The organism is Turicibacter sp. T129, from assembly GCF_025594975.1.
In the GTDB taxonomy this organism is placed as follows: Bacteria; Bacillota_I; Bacilli_A; order MOL361; family Turicibacteraceae; genus Turicibacter; species Turicibacter bilis.
Window position 1 is genome coordinate 1 of the sequence record NZ_JAMQUU010000056.1, and the last position, 18,264, is coordinate 18,264.

Here is an 18,264-nt window from a genome sequence, read left to right on the forward strand (position 1 = left end):
CGCACACTTTTTTCAAACCAGCTCTCACTCTGATTTGTTTACCAAACTCATACACACATCACACTAATTTATTCGCACACTTTTTCAAACCAGCTCTGACTTATGATTTGTTTACCAAACTCATACACACATCACACTAATTTACTCACACACTTTTTCAAACCAGCTCCGACTTCTGGTTTGTTTACCAAACTCATACACACATCACACTAACTTACTCGCACACTTTTTTCTCAAACCAGCTCTAACTCTGATTTACTTAACAAACTTCACACACATCACACTAACTTACTCGCACACTTTTTTTCAAACCAGCTCCGACTTCTGGTTTGTTTACCAAACTCATACACAGATCACATACGATACTACTTTAAGAACCCAAATACATAGATTCTCTCTAACATTTTAATCTATGACTTCAAGTCACATGATTAAAAATTGGTATCAAAACAAACTACCCTTGCATACCGCATAAATTTCCGATTAAATTTTACCGATATATCCCCACTTTCGACATAAATTTTCAATCTATTCTATTGATTAAATTCTTTACGTTGCCAGCCATAAAGAATTTAATATAAAATAGTTGATTCTAATCAATTTAATATATCTACTACTTAATCAATAATCATTAATAAAAACAAGATTAAACCTATGGCTTTAAGACGCATATTGAGCTTGAGCTACACCTTGCCGCTTATACTCAACCACTAAAACCATCATATCGTCTTTAATTTTTCCTTTATGTTTACTAACTGTTGCTTGAAGAATATTTTTTGCTATATTTTTGGGGGATTTCCCCATTTGATTTAATATGACTTGTTCTAATTCCTTTATATCTGGATACTGCTCTACAATACCATCGCTACACATGAGTAGCACATCATCTTCTTCTAAACTTAACGTTACATGATCAACCTCTTGATCACTCATGACGCCAACTGGAAGTTGAGCCAAATTAATTAATTCAATTTGATGATTTCGTACAAGAAACGTAGGTGTCGCTCCTTTTTTGTAAAAAGTCGCCCGCTGACGTTCCCGGTCAATCATACAAATATCTAACGAAAAAAATCTTTCGTTCGCATTGGAATGTTGTTTTAATTGCTGTAAGGTTTGAATGGCTGTTTTAATTGGAATATTAAAACTTAGCAAACATTTCAAAATTTTTAAAGCTTCTGAGCTCTCTTTGTGAGCTAGTTCGCCATTTCCCATTCCATCACTAATTGCAATAAACGTTTGACCATTTGTGAAATTCTCATAGATATAACTATCACCTGAAATTTTATTTCCATCTTTCCCAACATAAGAAACCGCATGATCAATTTTAAACATATTAGAGGAATAGACTTTTATTTTAGTTTGTTTGCCCTTCGTTTTCTCAACAATCAATCGAAGTGGTTCATTCGTAATACTTTCAAGTATTGCTTGAATGGACAACAACGTTAATTCCTTCGGGGGCGAATTTATAACTAAATCCATCTTAATGAGTCTAGGATAAAGACTCTTAATCTTAATATCCGAACACCTCACGTGAATTCTTGCTAATTCTTCTTTAATTCGATTAAACTGTAATTCAAAGTCATGACGATCATACATCATCGATTGCATCATATTATCAATAGCTAATCCAATACAATCAAGAATCACATCGACTCTGATTAATTGACCTTTGCCAATAAACGAACGTAGTGATTTCACTAACTGTTGAAAATTCACTAGTTGGTTAAAGAGTTGACTAATCGTATAGATGTTTAATCTATCTCTTGTCTCTCTCTTTGGCTTAGGCGAAAATGTTTGTTTCATTTTCGTTACGAGTTCCATTCTTCTCTCCTCCTAATGACCTTAACTAATTGCTCCCTCCCCCGGGCTCAATTTGTAAGCCTATATTACCATCCGTCTAGTAGAGAATTTGTCACTTTATTGGAAGCATTTAAACTTTCGAAAGACACATTTTTTACATCTTCGGCACATCTATTAAAAAAATTCCAGCCTTTCTACCTCGTTTTACAGCACTCGGCAGTAATTGATGTCAAAACAATTGAAACCTTTTAAGGAAAGATGAATAAAAATTCATTCACGAACATATAATACATGTTTAATCTTTATTAAAATTGTGATGTTGTAGCAAATTGTAGATAAAACAAAAAGGCCAATCTAAATTGATTGACCTTTTTTGCTAACTAGATAACGGCTTTCCCTCGCCATCCACCACGTTTCCATCTAATATAGAAAATCACCGCACGTACACACTCATCAAGTGCCATCGCCATCCAAATTCCTACTAATCCCCAATCTAAAACAATTCCGAACACATAAGAAAGTAACGTTGCTACTCCCCACATCGATAACACACTAATAAAGACTGGATATTGCGTATCACCTGCCGCTTGCATCCCACGAATAATCACAATATTCACTGCACGACCAAGCTCTAAGAAAATTTCAATAAATGTAATCGTCTTTAATAAAGATAAAACATCTGGATTTTTTGTGAAGATTCCAAAAATATGATCACTTAATAAAAAGACACTGGTTGAAATAATTAATGTAATAATCATTGTAGGACGTAAAGTTTTTAAACTACGTTTATACGCAGCATCTTCTTCACGCGCTCCCACTAGGTGACCAATAATAATTTGATTGGCTTGGCCAACAGCTGAAGAATATAAATATGATAGCCATGCAATCATATTCGCATAGACGCGAGCTGTAATGACTGCTGTTCCTAACATATTTACACACATTAAAATAACCATCTGCGAAAAATTGTACATGACACTTTCTCCACCCGCAGGTACACCAATGCGCAATAATTGCTTAAACGTCTCTTTCGGGAAGGGGCACAAATATTTTAAATGTAATTCCCCTTCAATACGTTTCGAAAATAAACGATAAACTAAAATTACTCCAATGAAACGACTAAAGACACTAGAAATGGCAATCCCCATAATGCCCATTGAAGGTAACAATACGGCGTTGCCAATAATATTTAAGACGTTCACGATGACTGAGATATACATCCCCTGCTTCATCAATCCATTACTTCTAAAAATCGCTGAAAAACTCATAAATAGTGCCTGTAAGAAAACTAACCCACCTACAATATTTAAATAAACTTGTGCATCTGCATGTAATTCAACAGGCATCTTCAAGGCATTAAATAAAGCGTCACTTCCAAAGAATAACCCTGCACTAATGATAGCACTAAAAATTAAATTCGTAAAAATCCCAACTGTATAAATCTCTGAGACCTTCTCTTTATTTTTTGAACCTAAATACTGTGTCACCATAATCGTAATGGCCATCGTCACAATACTAAACGTAATCGTTACAAAGTTCATAATCGTATTTACATTTCCGATAGCTGCCACAGCATTTTCAGAATATTGACTCATCATCATCTGATCAACATTTCCAACAAGCATCTGTAAAACAAGCTCGATGAAAATTGGCCATGTTAATTTAAATAACAAGCCTTTATCATTCATATTTAATGTTTGACCCATTTTATTCTCCTTATAATTAACTAAATTTGTGCACCTCAAAAAAGACAACAATGGATTTTAACATCTATCTTGCATAAAGTAAATATTTTTTATTCCCTGAGACTTTCCATCAAAACATCTAAACGCCTCCGAGTATTTCTTTACATAACCAAAAAAACCATCCGAAATTGGATGGTTTTAGAATATATATACTAAACAAGTGTCGCTTAATTAGTTAGAACGACGACGTTGTGTTTTCATGTTCTTTTTAAGAGCCGATTGTTTTTCATCGCTATCTTTTAAGAAATTAGTGATTGCTTTATCTAGGTCTAAAGCTGGACGAGCTGGCTTTTCTGGGCGAGCTGGTTTCATTGAAAGGTTAATTTTCCCTTCTGGTGTCACCTCTTTAACGCGCACAGTTACTTCTTGACCCACGCTGACAACATCTTCAACTTTTTCTACGAATTTCTCAGATAACTCACTAATGTGTACAAGTCCTGATTTTCCATTTTCTAATTCCACAAATGCACCGAACTTCTTCACACTCGTGATTTTACCATTTAACTTTTGACCAGCTGTGATTGACATAAAAATCGACAGTCCTCCTCATAAAATTTTTTATAATTTTAATTTAATTATTCTTGTTCTTTTGGAAGCTTAAATAATATTTCGCCTTCCTCAGATTTGAAATACTTCTCGCGTGCAAGCTTAGCAATATAATCTTCATTTTCAAGTTTGCTTATTTCGTTGCGATAATATTCCTGTTTTGCGATTAACTCATCATATTGTTGTTGGTATGCGGCTAAATTTTCTTTAGCTTCAGTAAGTTTAGCTAGACGTCCTGTGTACATAAAAGCTCCCGCTACGATAAAGAATCCTATTAAAAGACTCATCGTTAAAGCACGACGATAGAGCAATTGTCTTCTTCTTTTTCTATTCTTCTTCTGTATTAAGGTTAGTTTTCTTTTTGCCACGTCGTCTCTCCTTCTTCTTACTTGACATCCATTTTCCCAATTTAGCTAAAGGCGTATAAAATAAAAGCTTTAAGATTCTAAGAAACAACATTATTATATCAGAAACAAGCTTGTAAATAAACATAATGGGTGAAATTACTAAGATATTCACTACTTTTTTTATAAAGTGTGCAATTGTGAATAAACTTTCTCCTAGCATTTCTAGATCACGATGCAGTGGTTGTTTTAAGAACTTAAAGTAAATGATAGCTCCAACAATTAAGAAAATTAAAATGTACAGATGAAAGATACCTTCATTGACATTATATATATATACAAAAGTGAGGGGCACTTGAATTAACCAATATAAAATAATAATGGCCCATTGCATGTAATAATTAAAGAAAATCTCCTTTACGATGCAAACAAAATCTAATGTCACACCAATAAAAATTCCATACAATAGGACATGAATCATGAATTGAAACTGAACTGATAAACTCATTATTTAAATAATTTGCTAAAGATTCCTTTTGAGTCTTCACCAACCATGCCAAAATCATCATATTCATAACCAGTGATATACCCAATAATCGATAGCTCTCCTTTTTCAAGATCTAGATTTTTAAGCTCTAAATCCATACCCCTCACCGTTAAAATCCCCATTGTTGTGTCAATCGTAAATAACTCGCTATCAAAACTTAATAACTTCTTAATACCAGTGACATCCATCAATTTACGCTCCTTCATTGACACTTGATGATAACCTAATAGTGTGCTTGGTTTTTGCTTCATATAAGACTCTTTCTCATAAATGTTCATATTCTCTTCCCTCCGTTATCTGTTTTATCACTAGAACTTATGATTGCTCTAATTTAAATATAACTTCGAGTCGAGAAACACATTGTTTCTACCTTATATTTTATGATTTTGCGCTACAACTTGTTCACTAAAACGACTTGATTTCATCATATTTTTATCCCCCTTGTCGTTATCAGGCATCAAGATGACGAATTAATTTTTTTATTAAGTAGCCAATGATTATCTCAAAAAACATAACTAATAGGATCAGCACAATTGTCCAAGCAAAGACAGCTGGCATATTTAAATACGTCTTTTCATAGTTTAATTGTTGGCCAATTCCAACCTGACTTTGTCCCATAACCTCAGCCATGACCATCACTTTAAAAGACAACCCAATAGTAGCCTGAACCCCACTACTCAGTATTTTTAAAAGTTGTGGATAATATAGGGCCTTAAATGTTTCAAAATGAGTGGCTCCAAATAACAAACAAACATCCAACAAATCAGAATCAATATCATTTATGGCTCCCCCTATTAATTCATACAACAGTGGAAAGATAACGAGCGCCATAATCATAATCGGCCCCAAGTCACGACCAAACCAAATCAATAAAATAATCGTCACAGAAATCGTAGGCACCGTGCGTAAAAAGGTCACTATCGGAGACAATAGCAGTCGGATGATTTTAAAATACCCAGAAAACACACCTAGTATCAAACTAATGATAAAAACACAGCTAAACGTCATCATCGTCCTCACTAACGTTGCCCAAATAATACTCACAAAAGAGGAACTAAAAATAATTCGGCATAACTCAGTAAAAATCAACAAGATAGAAGGTAAAATAATAGGTTTATCTACTATCTCGACTGCTAACTCATAACAAACCATTACCCCTACAATAATTAACAGACTATACCGATTCATCACACTTCCTCCCTTATTTAATCTTACGGATGAAAAAGATAACTTATGTTAGATTATCTAAACTCTATGCTATAATGCGCTTGGATTATGAAGTATTGTATAAAAATTATTGAGGTGATTTTTACACTCATCGAAATGTTGTGTGTTTGATGTTTATTAATCATCTTTTTAATATATGTTTACCGCGCTATTAGACTTGGATTTTTTCTACTAAAATAAACATTTCACAAACAAAAATAGGTCATCTGACATAGATGACCTATTTTTTATAGATTTATCATAAAAAAGCACTTAAAGAATACCTTCAAACTGAATTCACAAAAGTGATTCTCTCTAGAATCGACGTTAAGTTAGACAACAGAATAAAGTGTATCTTTAAGTGTTTAATGACAATTACTTGGCAGGTGGTCTTTCCCCTGCTCTCTTTGTCGGCTACCAAACCGAGATTCAAGTAACTATCCTTTATAATATATGCACTTCAAATTAAAATATACTACTTATTTTATTAAATAATAAAAATCATCTTCCGGTAATGCACCGCCTACTGTCTTCGGATCAAATTCATATAGTTTTTCTAAATAAAGTTCAATCTCTTCTTTTGCTTCTTCCGCTGTTTTAAACATTAAATTAGAATTTGGGGCTGATGCTGTAATGATGGGTTCTGGCATCTCAAGTCCTGTCTCAATTGCTTCTTTTGCCATCTCAGCTGGTGACTGATTCGCAAACTTAACGCTTGTTTCTACCTGTGCTAATAAAGGTTCAATGACCTCTGGATGATTTTCAATTAAATCTTTATGCACGAATAGACTCGCTTGTGGATAAGAAGTCACGCCATATAGCTCTCCCCATTGCTCTTGAAAATCAACAACAACGTTCACATTTTCTATTTTTGTTTTTAAAACAGATAATGAGGGCTCAGCAATCACAGCTACATCAATTTCTCCCGCTGCAAACATAGATTGAACATCAGAAACACTTGCTAAATATTCAACCTCGACAGAATCAAGTATTCCTTTTTCGTCTAAAATCGTCTGTAACACAATATCGGGCGTACTTCCTTGACCAAAGGCTGTAATTTTTCTTCCCGCTAAATCATCAAATGTTAACTCCTCATTACTAATTAAATATAAATTCCCCCAAACTAAAGTCGCGACTAATTGATAAGGCAGCTCTTTTTGATAAAGTGTCGCCCCTAAATTTGTTGGTGCGACAATAACCTGTGATGTCTCAGACGTGAAAGCTGCTACTAGCGGATCACTTCCTTGAACATATGGTTGCACGGTATAAGTAACATGATCGCCTAGCTGAGGTGTTGTCGCCACTAAATGAGCGAGTGCCATCGCTGTTGAGCCACTCGGCACTAACATATCAAATGATATAGGATCAAATTGAGGTGTTAATTTTATTTCCTCACCTGAATCATTTGTTTGATTTTGTTCAAAGACTTCAGGTGTTGTAGTTGATGGTGTTTCACTCTGCTGATCTTCATTCGCACATCCGACTAATCCTAATATAAAAATAAAAATCGCTAAAAATCTTTTCATCTAAAATTCCTCCCTATGCATTCTGTCTAAGATTATACCTAAGGAATACTTATTTTTCTTTAGGAATCATTAGTCACTTTTCGCACACATGATGCTAAACTCATCTAATCATGTAAGTAATTTAATAAAAATATCGGACCTTATCAAAAATTCAAAAATACCCCATGTAGCATCTCGATAAAATTACCGTTATTTATGTAAAGTTTTTATCTCTATCTATCCTTTTGTCGGTTTATGTTAAAAACATCATAACCTCTATATCTCTAGATAAATAGATTTGTTATAATAGGAAAGTATTTTTTATATCATGGAAATAGGTGATTAGTTATCAGTGATTTCAATTGATAATGACTTCTTCCTTTCTCATGTTGATATATCATGAGAAATCTTATGGAATCTTACATATCGAATAACACCTCATCAGTACAGCTATTAGCTGAAACCTTATTCTAATTGTTTATTTTACAAAAATCCCTTTATAGTGGACTACTATCCGAAATTATAAAACAGAAAGGAAATATATAATGAAAAATAAAAGCTTTTTCGAGCGCGCCTATACTGTCATGGAAATTCGTACAGGATTTGCAACTGGGCTTCCTGTTTTAAGTGGCGGATTATTTGGGGCGTACTTAGCTGGACACTTGAAACTAATTCCACTTCTCTTAATGTTTGTCACTGGATTTTGTCTAAATATCGTGGCAAATGTTTCAAATGAAATTCGTGCTTATCTAAAAAATGAAGAAAATGAGAATACTTTCACTCATCATGCTGGAAGTGAAGGACTCGTACGCGGTGATGCAACGTTCAAAGATAGTATCATTGTCTTACTATTTTTCTTAGGAATCAGTGGATTGTCTGGAATTACCCTTGTTTTAATCACAAATAATTTTAATATTCTAGCGATTGGAATTTTAAGTGTCATTGCCGCTGTTTGCTACTCACTTGGGCCAAAACCTTATATTGTTTATCCAGTTGGTGAGCTTGTTTCAGGACTCTTTGTTGGAGCTATTAGCACCATCGTTTCAGCTTACTTACAAACAGATGTTCTTAACGCCCCGATTATTATCTATTCCATTATTCCAATGATTATGACCATCTTCTTAATGTCAACGAACAATACTTCAGATTATGAAAAAGATAAAGGAACTCGCACGACTTTACCTCATGTCATTGGATTTAGAAATTCAATTAAAATCATTATCCCTGAAGCTTTAATCATGATTGCCGCCTGGCTATCTCTTTACGCTATGGGGAGTATTACCCTCCTTATGCTTGTCACAGGTTTTTTAATTTTCTATTACTACGGATATGTCCGTTGGTATAAAGACTACTATCAAATTAAAGAACACTATCCGACAATGGGGCGTGACTGGGGACCACGTCCATTACTTTTAATTTACAGTTTCAATATCATCTTAGGTTTAGAATTCTTTGCTTACCTATTACTTCAATAAAAAACTATCGATCGATCATCAATTCATTAAAAATAAGGCTGTATCTTTTCGTGATACAGCCTTATTTTGTTAGAAAGAATATGTTTTAGGAGCATTTGCTAAAACGTCAGCAATAACAGCTTTTGCTTCATCTAAATAAAATACTTCGAAGATACGATTATCCCTCAATCATTCAAGAAAATTCTAATCCTGAATAGTTACCTTAACTCTTTACACCAACTTAAGATAACTGTTTTTATTAATAAAAGCATAAAAAAGGTCATCCTCCAATGACCTTTTTTAATTAATCATAGAGTATGACCTCATTTTGATTATTCAAAAATTTCGATTCCTGTTACTTCATCTAAAGATGGGCGCTCGATACGCTCTTCTGAAATAATTTCATACATATAAGCCGCATCTTGTTTTTTCGTTGAATCTTTAATATCTGTGACACGCACTTTTAAAATTTTATTTCCATAGTATAAAGTCAACTCATCGCCAACTTTAACCGTTGAACTTGATTTAGCAACTTTCCCATTAATCTCAATACGTCCTTTATCAGCCACTTCTTTTGCTAACGTACGACGTTTCACTAAACGAGACACTTTTAAATATTTATCTAAACGCATATAAATCTCCTTTCAAACGTTGAATGCAGTTATCCACAATTTAATTTCCACGCTACAACTCTAGTAAAAAAAACGATAACACCATTATTTAATACCTATTTTAACTCAAACCTTTTATAGCCCTACTAGTTGAGGAAATGCAAAAGTTTTTATCATTTAATTTAAATTAAAGTTCAAACTTTGTACTACCCCATCAGTTGTAGATGCCTTCATTTTGTAAAAGATGGGGTCCAACCCTATTTCATAGGTGGAACATAAATAGTTGTTAAATTATCCAATTTGAAGTTATGATCTAATTCATAAAGTTTAACCCATTTTAATTCGGCGATGTTACTTCCCGCTGCTTTAACGATACAAACCTCATACTCATCATCATAAACTTCCATTAAATCTAACTTTAAATTTGATGCTGTTAATTGGTCGAATACTTGAGGAACAATTAAATGTTGTTTAGGAGCAATCGCTTCATAATCAAAGTCTAATGCATCCATCACTTGTAGCCCTTCAATTGGATCAATGGCAAGTGCAGCAAACATCGGATCTAAGAAACTTTGTCCTCCAATAATTACTGCCTCTGTTTCAGCCACTAAACGTTTCACTGCATATTCAGCCACACAAGGATGACCTGGTGTTGCATAAATTAAATCTCCTTTTTTGGCTTCTTCTTTAATGGTTTCAATAATTTCTTCATAAACAGCCTCAAATGTTTCATGCTTCATATAAACATCATCAAAGGCACAATACTCAATTTCATTTTCCTCTAAGAAATTAATCATTGGATGTTCTGCTGTTCTTAAAAATAATGGTAAACCAGATTTTAATTTGGCTACTACGCCTAACGTTAACTGAGACTCATCCCCAGCTCCAAGTCCTACAATGTAAATCATCTCATGATGCCCCTTCCTATCTTCAATCTTATTACTTATCTTGGTCAGAAATTGACCCTTTATTCAATTACAATTCTGCTGGCTTTCTTTTGGTAGATGTTTGCTTCTTAGCAGGTTTCTTTCGACGTTTAGCCCCTTTAGAAGCGACCTGTGAGGTCATTAAGAAAATTCCCATAATCACACTATAGACTAACACACCAGCTCCAACCTGAATTGCCAATGAAATAACATTATATACACGTACATCATCTAATCCAGATAAAATATTCGGAATCTGTGGCTCTAAATATGCTAATACTAGCCAAAGCCCAGCTGTTGAAAAGCTTACTTTTAATAAATTAAAGAATGACTTCTTATACATCATCTTTCTAAACTGGCATAAATTTATCAGTGCCATCATTGCCAGTGAAGCAACTGATGCAATAGCTGTTCCACAAATACCTAAACTTTGAGTTAATGGTCCTGTCAATACGACTTTAACTAGTACACCTCCCAAAACAGCTGCTAATAATTTCGAATATTGTTCTTCCTGCTGCATAATGGCTGTGCATAAGAAAATAAATGGATAAAATAAAACCTGTAATGTTAATAACTTCAATGCTCCAATCCCATTTGAATCTTTAAATAACGCAATATTTAGCTCATCTACGACACTAAACAACCCCACGCAAGCTGGGATTGATAATGCAATGACCATAAATAATGAAGCATTAAACACCTTTTTACGTTCCTTCGAATCTCTTACTCCTGCCATTTGTGGAACAGTTGATGAGACAATCGCACTCGTAAAGACAGTCGCTGTCTGAATAATTGGTAATCCTCGATCAAAACTCCCTTTAAGTGACATGGCTTCTAATGCAGGCACCCCACTATTAACAAGTGAATTAAACACAAAGAAACTATCGATTAATTGGAAAATAATTAAGATTCCTGCACTTAAGAATAAATAAACACTTTTCTTAAAGAAATGCGGGCGATGGGTCATCTTTAAATAAATCCTTGGACTATCGTCCAACTTTTTAATCATTAAATAAGCAATTGCAAGTAATGGACCAAAGAGCCCACCTAAATACGCAAAATAAGCTAACTTATAAACATTTTGTCCTTGAACCATCACTAAAGCAACAATAATCGCCATCACTCGGATCAGCTGCTCAATGGTTGAAGAATAGCCCACAACATGAATCGTTTCTGCCCTCGTTTGAGCAACTCCTCGCCAATAAGAAATAGTAGGAATTAGTAAGAACGCTAAACCAACCATCCGAATCGGCCAACTCAATTGCATATCGCCCATCGTATAAGCAATCAAATGGCTACCTAGAAATAATCCTATAAATGACACAAGACCAAAAATCCATAATGAATTTTTAATATACCGCTTAATATCCTCACTATATTGATACGTTAATAATAATTCCGCAATAATCGTTGGTAATACCACTCCATTTAATGTCGTATAAATCCCGATTAAAGGATAAACTTGTTGAAAAACGTATAATCCTTCATCACCTGAAATATTTTGATACGGCACTTTATACAGCAAACTTAATAGCTTAACAAAAAAAGCCGTGATTGTTAAAATCATCGTCCCTTTCATCCAACCCGATTTCATAACATCTAAGCCTCCCTAGCTTTCACTCTATTCAAATTAATATTATATCATCAAAACAGGCAACAATAAAAAAAAGGTCAAATCATTTCATAAAAAAATCAAATTTTTTTATATAAAAGAAATAAATCCGTCCATTTTTCCTTTTGATAAAAAAGATTAAAAAAGTTATAATAAAAAGGTTATACAAAAACATTTAACACAAACTATGTTTAGCTTTTTTATAGAGGTGATATCACATGAGAATGACAGGAGACAGTCCATTATGGACTAAAAACATCGAAGAAGGAACAACGTATCCTCCTCTATCACAAGACATTAAAACTGACATTGTTATCGTCGGTGGTGGAACAACAGGAGCGCTAACAGCTCATTATTTTATGAAACAAGGCCTAAACTGTGTCTTAGTTGAAAAAAATCAAATTGCACACCAATCAACTGCAGCTTCAACTGCCATTTTACAATATGAAATCGATTTAGGGTTAAATCGATTAATGTCGATGGTTGGTGAACAGAATGCACAACATGCGTTTCTATTTGGTTATCAAGCAGTCATGGAAATGAGCCAAATCGTCAAAGAAATCAACAGTAACTGTGACTTTACCTTCAAACCATGCTTCCTTTATACACAAGATCCTCGTAAAGTAGACTATATGGCGGATGAATGTAAATCACGTCAGGCGATCGGAATTCATTGCGAACTGTTTACATCAGAAACACACCAAAATGAATTTAGCTTCAACTTCGAAGTAGGTGTCTATTCACATTACGGAGCAGCCATCATTAACCCTGTTCAATTTACACGTGATTTAATTGATTACAATGTAAAAAAAGGACTGCAAGTGTTTGAAAATACAAATATCGTTGACTATAACTTATCCTCACGTCAAAGTGTCTTAATAACAGAGCAGGAATTCACCATTACAGCTGATAAAGTGATTATCTGTACAGGATATGATGCATTAGAATGGTTCAAACATGAAAAGCCATTCTATACACTTAGCCGCAGTTTTGCTGTTTTAACGAAACCTGTGGAAAACTTCCACGGATGGAAAGAAGCGTGTATCATTCGTGATGATCAAGACCCATACACTTATATTCGTCCAACCTTAAGTAACTCGATTATTATCGGTGGAGAAGATTTAGAAATAGATGACTTAGATGGTGAAGTAGCAAACATGGGAGATCGCCACCCATTAGCCTTACAACAATATCATCAATTACTACGTCGCGTGCGCCGTATGTTCCCGCAAATCGAAAATATTAAAACAGATTGCTGGTTCCACGGATTATTCGTAGATACAAAAGATGGACTTCCATTCATCGGGAAACACCCAGATTATCCAGGCGCTTACTTCAACCTTGGATACGGATCAAATGGGATGCTTTACTCTTTAATCGGAGCTAAATTAATTTCTCAAGACGTAGCTGGGAAAAATCCAAAAGAACTAGAAATCTTCAAATTCAATCGTTACTAAAAAAGAGCGGACCATTCGGCTCTTTTTTTCATACTCCTAACTTTCCCATCATAAACTTTCAAGACTAGAGCTTTATGAGAAGGGAGGAAGTCATCTTGGCGTGTCCAAACTATCATCATAATCAAAGCGATTCTAATCCAAACTGTCCACAATCAGCGCCTAAACAAAAGGACGATGCTACCTCTAAAAAAAGCATCGCCTATAAAAGATTCTTTCGAAGTTTTTCTTTCATCACGATAGGGATTGTTCTTCTATGTATTATCTACATCTTTATTTATTTTATCTTCTCTTCACCAGAAATTACTTTCATTAAAAATCAAGTCATTGAATCTTATGAAGAACAAAGCATCGGAGAAGCCCTGGATGAGTTTTTCTATCATCCAACTTGGGAGCTAATTGAAGAAAATACAGTCAAATTTAACGGTGAAGCGTATTTTGGAGAGGATGAAGCACTGTTTACGATTCAATTTAAAGTTAATTTAGAAACTGAACAATTTGATATTACTTCCTACTCTATCAATGGTGAATCCCAAACATTTGATCAATTCATTCGATTATTAGATACTATTTATGAAAGATAGACATTCAACAAAAGAACTTCTATTCCTTTGAACCTCTGAAAAGAAAAACAAAAGAATCGATTAATCCGATTGTGACGAAACTAATCCACTTTCTAACTCTAGAAACAATATCTTATCCCCAAAAGAGCATAATGATGCAGTGAAAAAAAGAAACCTCAATCAAACCCCAATATTTATCACTAGGTTTACTTATTGAATCCATCATTATTCCAAAAATAGCAAAAAGCACAATTGGTAGTCATAACAGAAACAACTATCTTTTCATCACTAAAAAGAAAACTAAATCTAATAGAAAAAGGGACGAGGTCCCTTTTTTCATGTTATCATAACATTAACTCAACGACGAAGGAGACATAGCCCTGATGAAACTAGAAACCGAAAACTTAATTCTTTATCCCCTGACTAAATCACTCATTCAACAAATTTTAAATGATGAAGTGACGGACTACTCAACAAAAGAATGGCTAACAGAAGATAACCGTACACTTTTAACGTGGATGTACGAAGAACTTTACGCCTTCATCCCACCAAAAATCGGCTTCACTTCATGGATTTTCATTGAAAAATTAACTAACCAAGTCATTGGTGATGGTGGATATAAAGGAAATCCTGATACACGTGGTCAAATTGAAATTGGATATGAAATCATCGAATCTAAACGTCAAAAAGGCTACGCGACAGAGGCCATCGAAGCGCTTCTAGAGTGGACTCTGACTCAAGATGAAGTCAAATCAATTATTGCTAAATGCCACTACAAAAACATCCCTTCCCAAAGCTTACTTGATAAACTTGGTTTCAAATTAATTGGTGAAGAGGATGAAATGGACCTTTATCAAATTAAATTAGAAGACAATTCATTTTTAAGTATTAGTAAATACGTTATGACAGGAATAATTACTGCATGTCTAATTATTCCAATCGCTAAAGTAGTCAAACATATCAAAAAATCGAAATAATCAACTGTATTAAAAAACCACTCGACGATTAACGTACGAGTGGTTTTATTTTTAATCTTTTAAAATATGATTAATGACACGCTTGGCATTTACATGGGTAATCCCATCAATATCCATACTACTATATCCTCGATTAACGAGTTCATCAATCACATTATTTGCTGAGGATGCACTTTGACAATCGATTAAGTTCGATTCTAAATGACCATCTCCTAAGTAATTCATAAAATCAAATCCAAGTGCAATATGTCGTGTACCAACTAACTCTCGCAGATAATCAATATGATCAACAAGGGATTCCACATCCGGCTTTAATTGATTCGTAAAATGCGGTACTGCCGTCACGCCAATAACACCATCTACCAAAGCAATTTCTTTAATTTGCTCATCCGTTAAATTTCTTGGATGAGGAGTAATTGAGTAACAATTCGAATGAGAGGCAATGACAGGTTCTTTTGTTACCGATAAAATATCCTCAAACGTTTGAATACTAGCATGAGAAACATCAATCACCATTCCAAGCTCATTCATCTTTTGAATTAACTCACATCCTAATAGTGATAAACCTGTCCCATCCTTACAACCAATCCCAGTTGCAAATTGATTCTTTTCATTCCAAGTTAACATCGCATGTCTAAATCCTTTTTCATAAATTTCAACTAAATGATCGATATCTCGAAGCGATGCCAAACTTTCAAGTCCTAAAATCACATTGACTTTATGATCAGCCCAATCCCCTTTGGCGGTTACCACTTGAACATCGGGTGACTCTTCTAGTTCCTCTATAATATAATGAATTGCTTGATCAAAATTATTATGTAATAGCTGATTAACATCAGTATAGTACGTCCAAATTCCCCCAGTCACATTCCCTTCTAATAATTCAGGAATATGATATGACTCAACAATACCACGTTGTCCTCTTAAACGCTTCTCAACAATATTATATAAAATATCCGTGTGCGTATCGAAAATCAAAGGTTTCCCCTCCTTATAAACACAATCAGATTTGCATCTAATTACTACCTATTATAGCTTATCTCGATTCAAAAAAGAGCAAATATTTTTCCCTTTTTTCCGACAAAAGAAGTGTAAAAATATTAAAAAGGCCTACGAAATTTAATTCATAGGCTTCTCTTTCTTTAAGCTTCTTCTTCTTGATTAAATTGGCTATTATATAAATCAGCATAGAATCCATTTTGAGCCATTAATGTCTCATGATTTCCTGTTTCAATAACATCTCCATCTTTCATTACTAAGATAACATCAGCTTCACGAATCGTTGATAAACGGTGAGCAATAACGAAGCTTGTACGACCTTTCATTAAGGTCTTCATCGCATTTTGAATTTGTAACTCTGTACGTGTATCAACACTACTTGTTGCCTCATCTAAAATCATAATTTCAGGATCAGCTAGTAGTGCACGAGCAATCGTTAATAACTGTTTTTGACCTTGAGAAATATTTGAGACTTCTTCATTTAAAATCGTATCATATCCTTCTGGTAAAACACGAATAAAGTGATCAGCATGAGCTGCTTTAGCTGCCGCAATAATTTCTTCTTCTGTCGCATTCTTTTTACCATAAGCAATATTATCGCGAATTGTTCCATTAAATAACCATGTATCTTGTAAAACCATACCGAATTTTTTACGTAAATCAGCACGATTCATCTCTGTAATATCAACATCATCCACTAAGATACGTCCACCATTCAATTCATAGAAACGAAGTAATAAATTAACTAATGTCGTCTTACCTGCACCAGTTGGCCCAACAATAGCGACCATTTGTCCTGGTTCAGCTTTAATATTCATATCATTAATTAAAATACGATCTTCGCGATAACCAAACTTAACATGTTCAAACTCAACAGCTCCACAATCAGCTTTTGCTTTAACCGGATTTACTGGTTCTGGAATCACTTCTTCTTCATCTAATAATTCAAATACACGCTCTGCTGATGCAACTGTTGACTGAATAATATTTGAAATTTGAGCTACCTGTGCAATGGGTTGAGTAAATTGACGGTTATATTGAATAAACGCTTGAATATCTCCGACAGTAATACGTCCTTTCGTTACTAAAACCCCACCTACAACAGCAACAAGAACATAGCCTAAATTTCCAATAAAATTAATAATTGGCATTACTAATCCAGATAAAAACTGAGCTCGCCACCCTACATCATAAAGCCCTTCATTAACTTCATCAAATTCATTAATCGCTTTTTTCTCATGACCAAATGCTTTAACCACATTATGTCCCGTATACATTTCTTCAATATGACCGTTTAATTCACCTAATTTCTTTTGTTGACCAATGAAATATTTTTGTGAACGTTTAACGACCATCATCATTAAAATCCCAGATAACGGAATGACGATGATTGAAATTAATGTTAAAATCGGGCTAATCGTTAACATCATAATTAAAACCCCAACCACCGTAGTGACTGATGTAATAACTTGAGTAATCGACTGTTGCAAAGTTGCACTAATATTATCAACATCATTTGTAAATCGGCTTAATAATTCTCCATGTGTATGTGAATCGAAAAATTTTAATGGTAATCTTGCCAATTTTTCATCAATATCACGACGTAAATCATAGACAACCTTCTGAGAAACTCCTGCCATAATAAATTGTTGTAAATAACTAAAAGCTGCACTTAAAACATATAAAGCAATTAAAATTACAACAATATTCCAAATATATGAAAAATCAATTGGCGATGGAGTTGGATTTCCTCCTACAAGCTCTAAAATTGGACGTATTAACTCATCTGTAATCTTAGCCATAATTTTTGGAGAAATAATTGAGAAAATAACACTCGTAATAGCTGCAATAGCAACTACTACTAAACCAACACGATATGGTTTTAAATATTTACTTAAGCGAACTAACGTCCCTTTAAAATCTTTTGCTTTTTGATTACCCGCATGTGGGCCATGTCCCATAGGTCCAGCCATAA

17 protein-coding genes are annotated in these 18,264 nt (G+C 34.1%); 4 read left to right on the forward strand and 13 right to left on the reverse strand.

Annotation, left to right across the window (positions count from 1 at the left end; all coding sequences use genetic code 11):
• Positions 1-660 precede the first annotated feature (660 nt).
• The 8 genes from NEH75_RS10130 to NEH75_RS10165 all read right to left on the reverse strand — a co-directional run bounded on the left by NEH75_RS10130 (position 661) and on the right by NEH75_RS10165 (position 7,714).
• Positions 661-1,821, reverse strand: coding sequence for a SpoIIE family protein phosphatase (locus NEH75_RS10130; RefSeq protein ID WP_055277018.1), 1,161 nt, complete (start codon positions 1,819-1,821; stop codon positions 661-663).
• Positions 1,822-2,180: 359 nt separating this feature from the next.
• Positions 2,181-3,557 (reverse strand): MATE family efflux transporter, encoded by a 1,377-nt coding sequence (locus NEH75_RS10135; RefSeq protein WP_411158682.1) that lies wholly within the window; start codon positions 3,555-3,557, stop codon positions 2,181-2,183.
• A 159-nt stretch (positions 3,558-3,716) separates the two neighbouring features.
• Positions 3,717-4,073 carry a S1 RNA-binding domain-containing protein gene (locus tag NEH75_RS10140; RefSeq protein ID WP_055243898.1) on the reverse strand — a complete coding sequence of 119 codons (357 nt, stop codon included), beginning with the start codon at positions 4,071-4,073 and terminating at the stop codon, positions 3,717-3,719.
• Positions 4,074-4,120: 47 nt separating this feature from the next.
• Positions 4,121-4,459, reverse strand: a complete 339-nt coding sequence (locus tag NEH75_RS10145) for an FtsB family cell division protein (RefSeq protein WP_055243899.1) — start codon at positions 4,457-4,459, stop codon at positions 4,121-4,123.
• The gene (gene yabQ, locus NEH75_RS10150) at positions 4,419-4,943 is read right to left on the reverse strand and encodes a spore cortex biosynthesis protein YabQ (protein WP_055243901.1); all 525 of its coding nucleotides are present in this window, start codon (positions 4,941-4,943) and stop codon (positions 4,419-4,421) included. Before yabQ ends, NEH75_RS10145 begins: the two co-directional genes overlap by 41 nt.
• Complete coding sequence (gene yabP, locus NEH75_RS10155) at positions 4,943-5,260, reverse strand: sporulation protein YabP (protein WP_055243903.1); 318 nt, start codon at positions 5,258-5,260, stop codon at positions 4,943-4,945. The genes yabQ and yabP overlap by 1 nt, the downstream gene beginning before the upstream one ends.
• 172 nt (positions 5,261-5,432) lie before the next feature.
• On the reverse strand, positions 5,433-6,170 hold the full coding sequence (locus tag NEH75_RS10160; protein ID WP_262948848.1) for an ABC transporter permease: 738 nt from the start codon (positions 6,168-6,170) through the stop codon (positions 5,433-5,435).
• A 497-nt stretch (positions 6,171-6,667) separates the two neighbouring features.
• The gene (locus tag NEH75_RS10165) at positions 6,668-7,714 is read right to left on the reverse strand and encodes an ABC transporter substrate-binding protein (protein WP_055243906.1); all 1,047 of its coding nucleotides are present in this window, start codon (positions 7,712-7,714) and stop codon (positions 6,668-6,670) included.
• A gap of 524 nt (positions 7,715-8,238) precedes the next feature.
• Here NEH75_RS10165 and NEH75_RS10170 point away from each other — a divergent pair.
• Positions 8,239-9,168, forward strand: a complete 930-nt coding sequence (locus tag NEH75_RS10170; RefSeq protein WP_055243908.1) for a prenyltransferase — start codon at positions 8,239-8,241, stop codon at positions 9,166-9,168.
• Between the two features lie 311 nt (positions 9,169-9,479).
• On the opposite strand, the gene NEH75_RS10175 is transcribed toward NEH75_RS10170, so the two are convergent.
• From NEH75_RS10175 to NEH75_RS10185, 3 genes are all read right to left on the reverse strand, one after another.
• Complete coding sequence (locus NEH75_RS10175) at positions 9,480-9,779, reverse strand: RNA-binding S4 domain-containing protein (protein WP_055277028.1); 300 nt, start codon at positions 9,777-9,779, stop codon at positions 9,480-9,482.
• A 236-nt stretch (positions 9,780-10,015) separates the two neighbouring features.
• Positions 10,016-10,666 (reverse strand): SAM-dependent methyltransferase, encoded by a 651-nt coding sequence (locus NEH75_RS10180; RefSeq protein WP_212725051.1) that lies wholly within the window; start codon positions 10,664-10,666, stop codon positions 10,016-10,018.
• A 67-nt stretch (positions 10,667-10,733) separates the two neighbouring features.
• Positions 10,734-12,278 (reverse strand): oligosaccharide flippase family protein, encoded by a 1,545-nt coding sequence (locus tag NEH75_RS10185; protein WP_055277032.1) that lies wholly within the window; start codon positions 12,276-12,278, stop codon positions 10,734-10,736.
• Between the two features lie 236 nt (positions 12,279-12,514).
• Here NEH75_RS10185 and NEH75_RS10190 point away from each other — a divergent pair, with 236 nt between their 5' ends.
• The 3 genes from NEH75_RS10190 to NEH75_RS10200 all read left to right on the forward strand — a co-directional run bounded on the left by NEH75_RS10190 (position 12,515) and on the right by NEH75_RS10200 (position 15,290).
• Positions 12,515-13,753 carry an NAD(P)/FAD-dependent oxidoreductase gene (locus tag NEH75_RS10190; protein WP_055243917.1) on the forward strand — a complete coding sequence of 413 codons (1,239 nt, stop codon included), beginning with the start codon at positions 12,515-12,517 and terminating at the stop codon, positions 13,751-13,753.
• A gap of 95 nt (positions 13,754-13,848) precedes the next feature.
• Entirely contained in the window at positions 13,849-14,334 is a 486-nt protein-coding gene (locus tag NEH75_RS10195; protein WP_262948849.1) for a hypothetical protein, read from the forward strand.
• A 362-nt stretch (positions 14,335-14,696) separates the two neighbouring features.
• On the forward strand, positions 14,697-15,290 hold the full coding sequence (locus tag NEH75_RS10200) for a GNAT family N-acetyltransferase (RefSeq protein WP_055305866.1): 594 nt from the start codon (positions 14,697-14,699) through the stop codon (positions 15,288-15,290).
• Between the two features lie 51 nt (positions 15,291-15,341).
• Here NEH75_RS10200 and NEH75_RS10205 read toward each other — a convergent pair whose 3' ends face one another.
• Entirely contained in the window at positions 15,342-16,268 is a 927-nt protein-coding gene (locus NEH75_RS10205) for a dipeptidase (protein ID WP_055243922.1), read from the reverse strand.
• A gap of 164 nt (positions 16,269-16,432) precedes the next feature.
• Positions 16,433-18,262 carry an ABC transporter ATP-binding protein gene (locus NEH75_RS10210; protein ID WP_055305867.1) on the reverse strand — a complete coding sequence of 610 codons (1,830 nt, stop codon included), beginning with the start codon at positions 18,260-18,262 and terminating at the stop codon, positions 16,433-16,435.
• Positions 18,263-18,264: the final 2 nt, after the last annotated feature.

Coding starts and splice junctions, on each gene's coding strand:
- NEH75_RS10130 (WP_055277018.1), bottom strand. CDS start 1,821: ATGGAACTCGTAACGAAAATGAAACAAACATTTTCGCCTAAGCCAAAG.
- NEH75_RS10170 (WP_055243908.1), top strand. CDS start 8,239: ATGAAAAATAAAAGCTTTTTCGAGCGCGCCTATACTGTCATGGAAATT.
- NEH75_RS10180 (WP_212725051.1), bottom strand. CDS start 10,666: ATGATTTACATTGTAGGACTTGGAGCTGGGGATGAGTCTCAGTTAACG.
- NEH75_RS10185 (WP_055277032.1), bottom strand. CDS start 12,278: ATGAAATCGGGTTGGATGAAAGGGACGATGATTTTAACAATCACGGCT.
- NEH75_RS10175 (WP_055277028.1), bottom strand. CDS start 9,779: ATGCGTTTAGATAAATATTTAAAAGTGTCTCGTTTAGTGAAACGTCGT.
- NEH75_RS10190 (WP_055243917.1), top strand. CDS start 12,515: ATGAGAATGACAGGAGACAGTCCATTATGGACTAAAAACATCGAAGAA.
- NEH75_RS10200 (WP_055305866.1), top strand. CDS start 14,697: ATGAAACTAGAAACCGAAAACTTAATTCTTTATCCCCTGACTAAATCA.
- NEH75_RS10165 (WP_055243906.1), bottom strand. CDS start 7,714: ATGAAAAGATTTTTAGCGATTTTTATTTTTATATTAGGATTAGTCGGA.
- NEH75_RS10210 (WP_055305867.1), bottom strand. CDS start 18,262: ATGGCTGGACCTATGGGACATGGCCCACATGCGGGTAATCAAAAAGCA.
- yabQ (WP_055243901.1), bottom strand. CDS start 4,943: ATGAGTTTATCAGTTCAGTTTCAATTCATGATTCATGTCCTATTGTAT.
- NEH75_RS10160 (WP_262948848.1), bottom strand. CDS start 6,170: ATGAATCGGTATAGTCTGTTAATTATTGTAGGGGTAATGGTTTGTTAT.
- yabP (WP_055243903.1), bottom strand. CDS start 5,260: ATGAACATTTATGAGAAAGAGTCTTATATGAAGCAAAAACCAAGCACA.
- NEH75_RS10140 (WP_055243898.1), bottom strand. CDS start 4,073: ATGTCAATCACAGCTGGTCAAAAGTTAAATGGTAAAATCACGAGTGTG.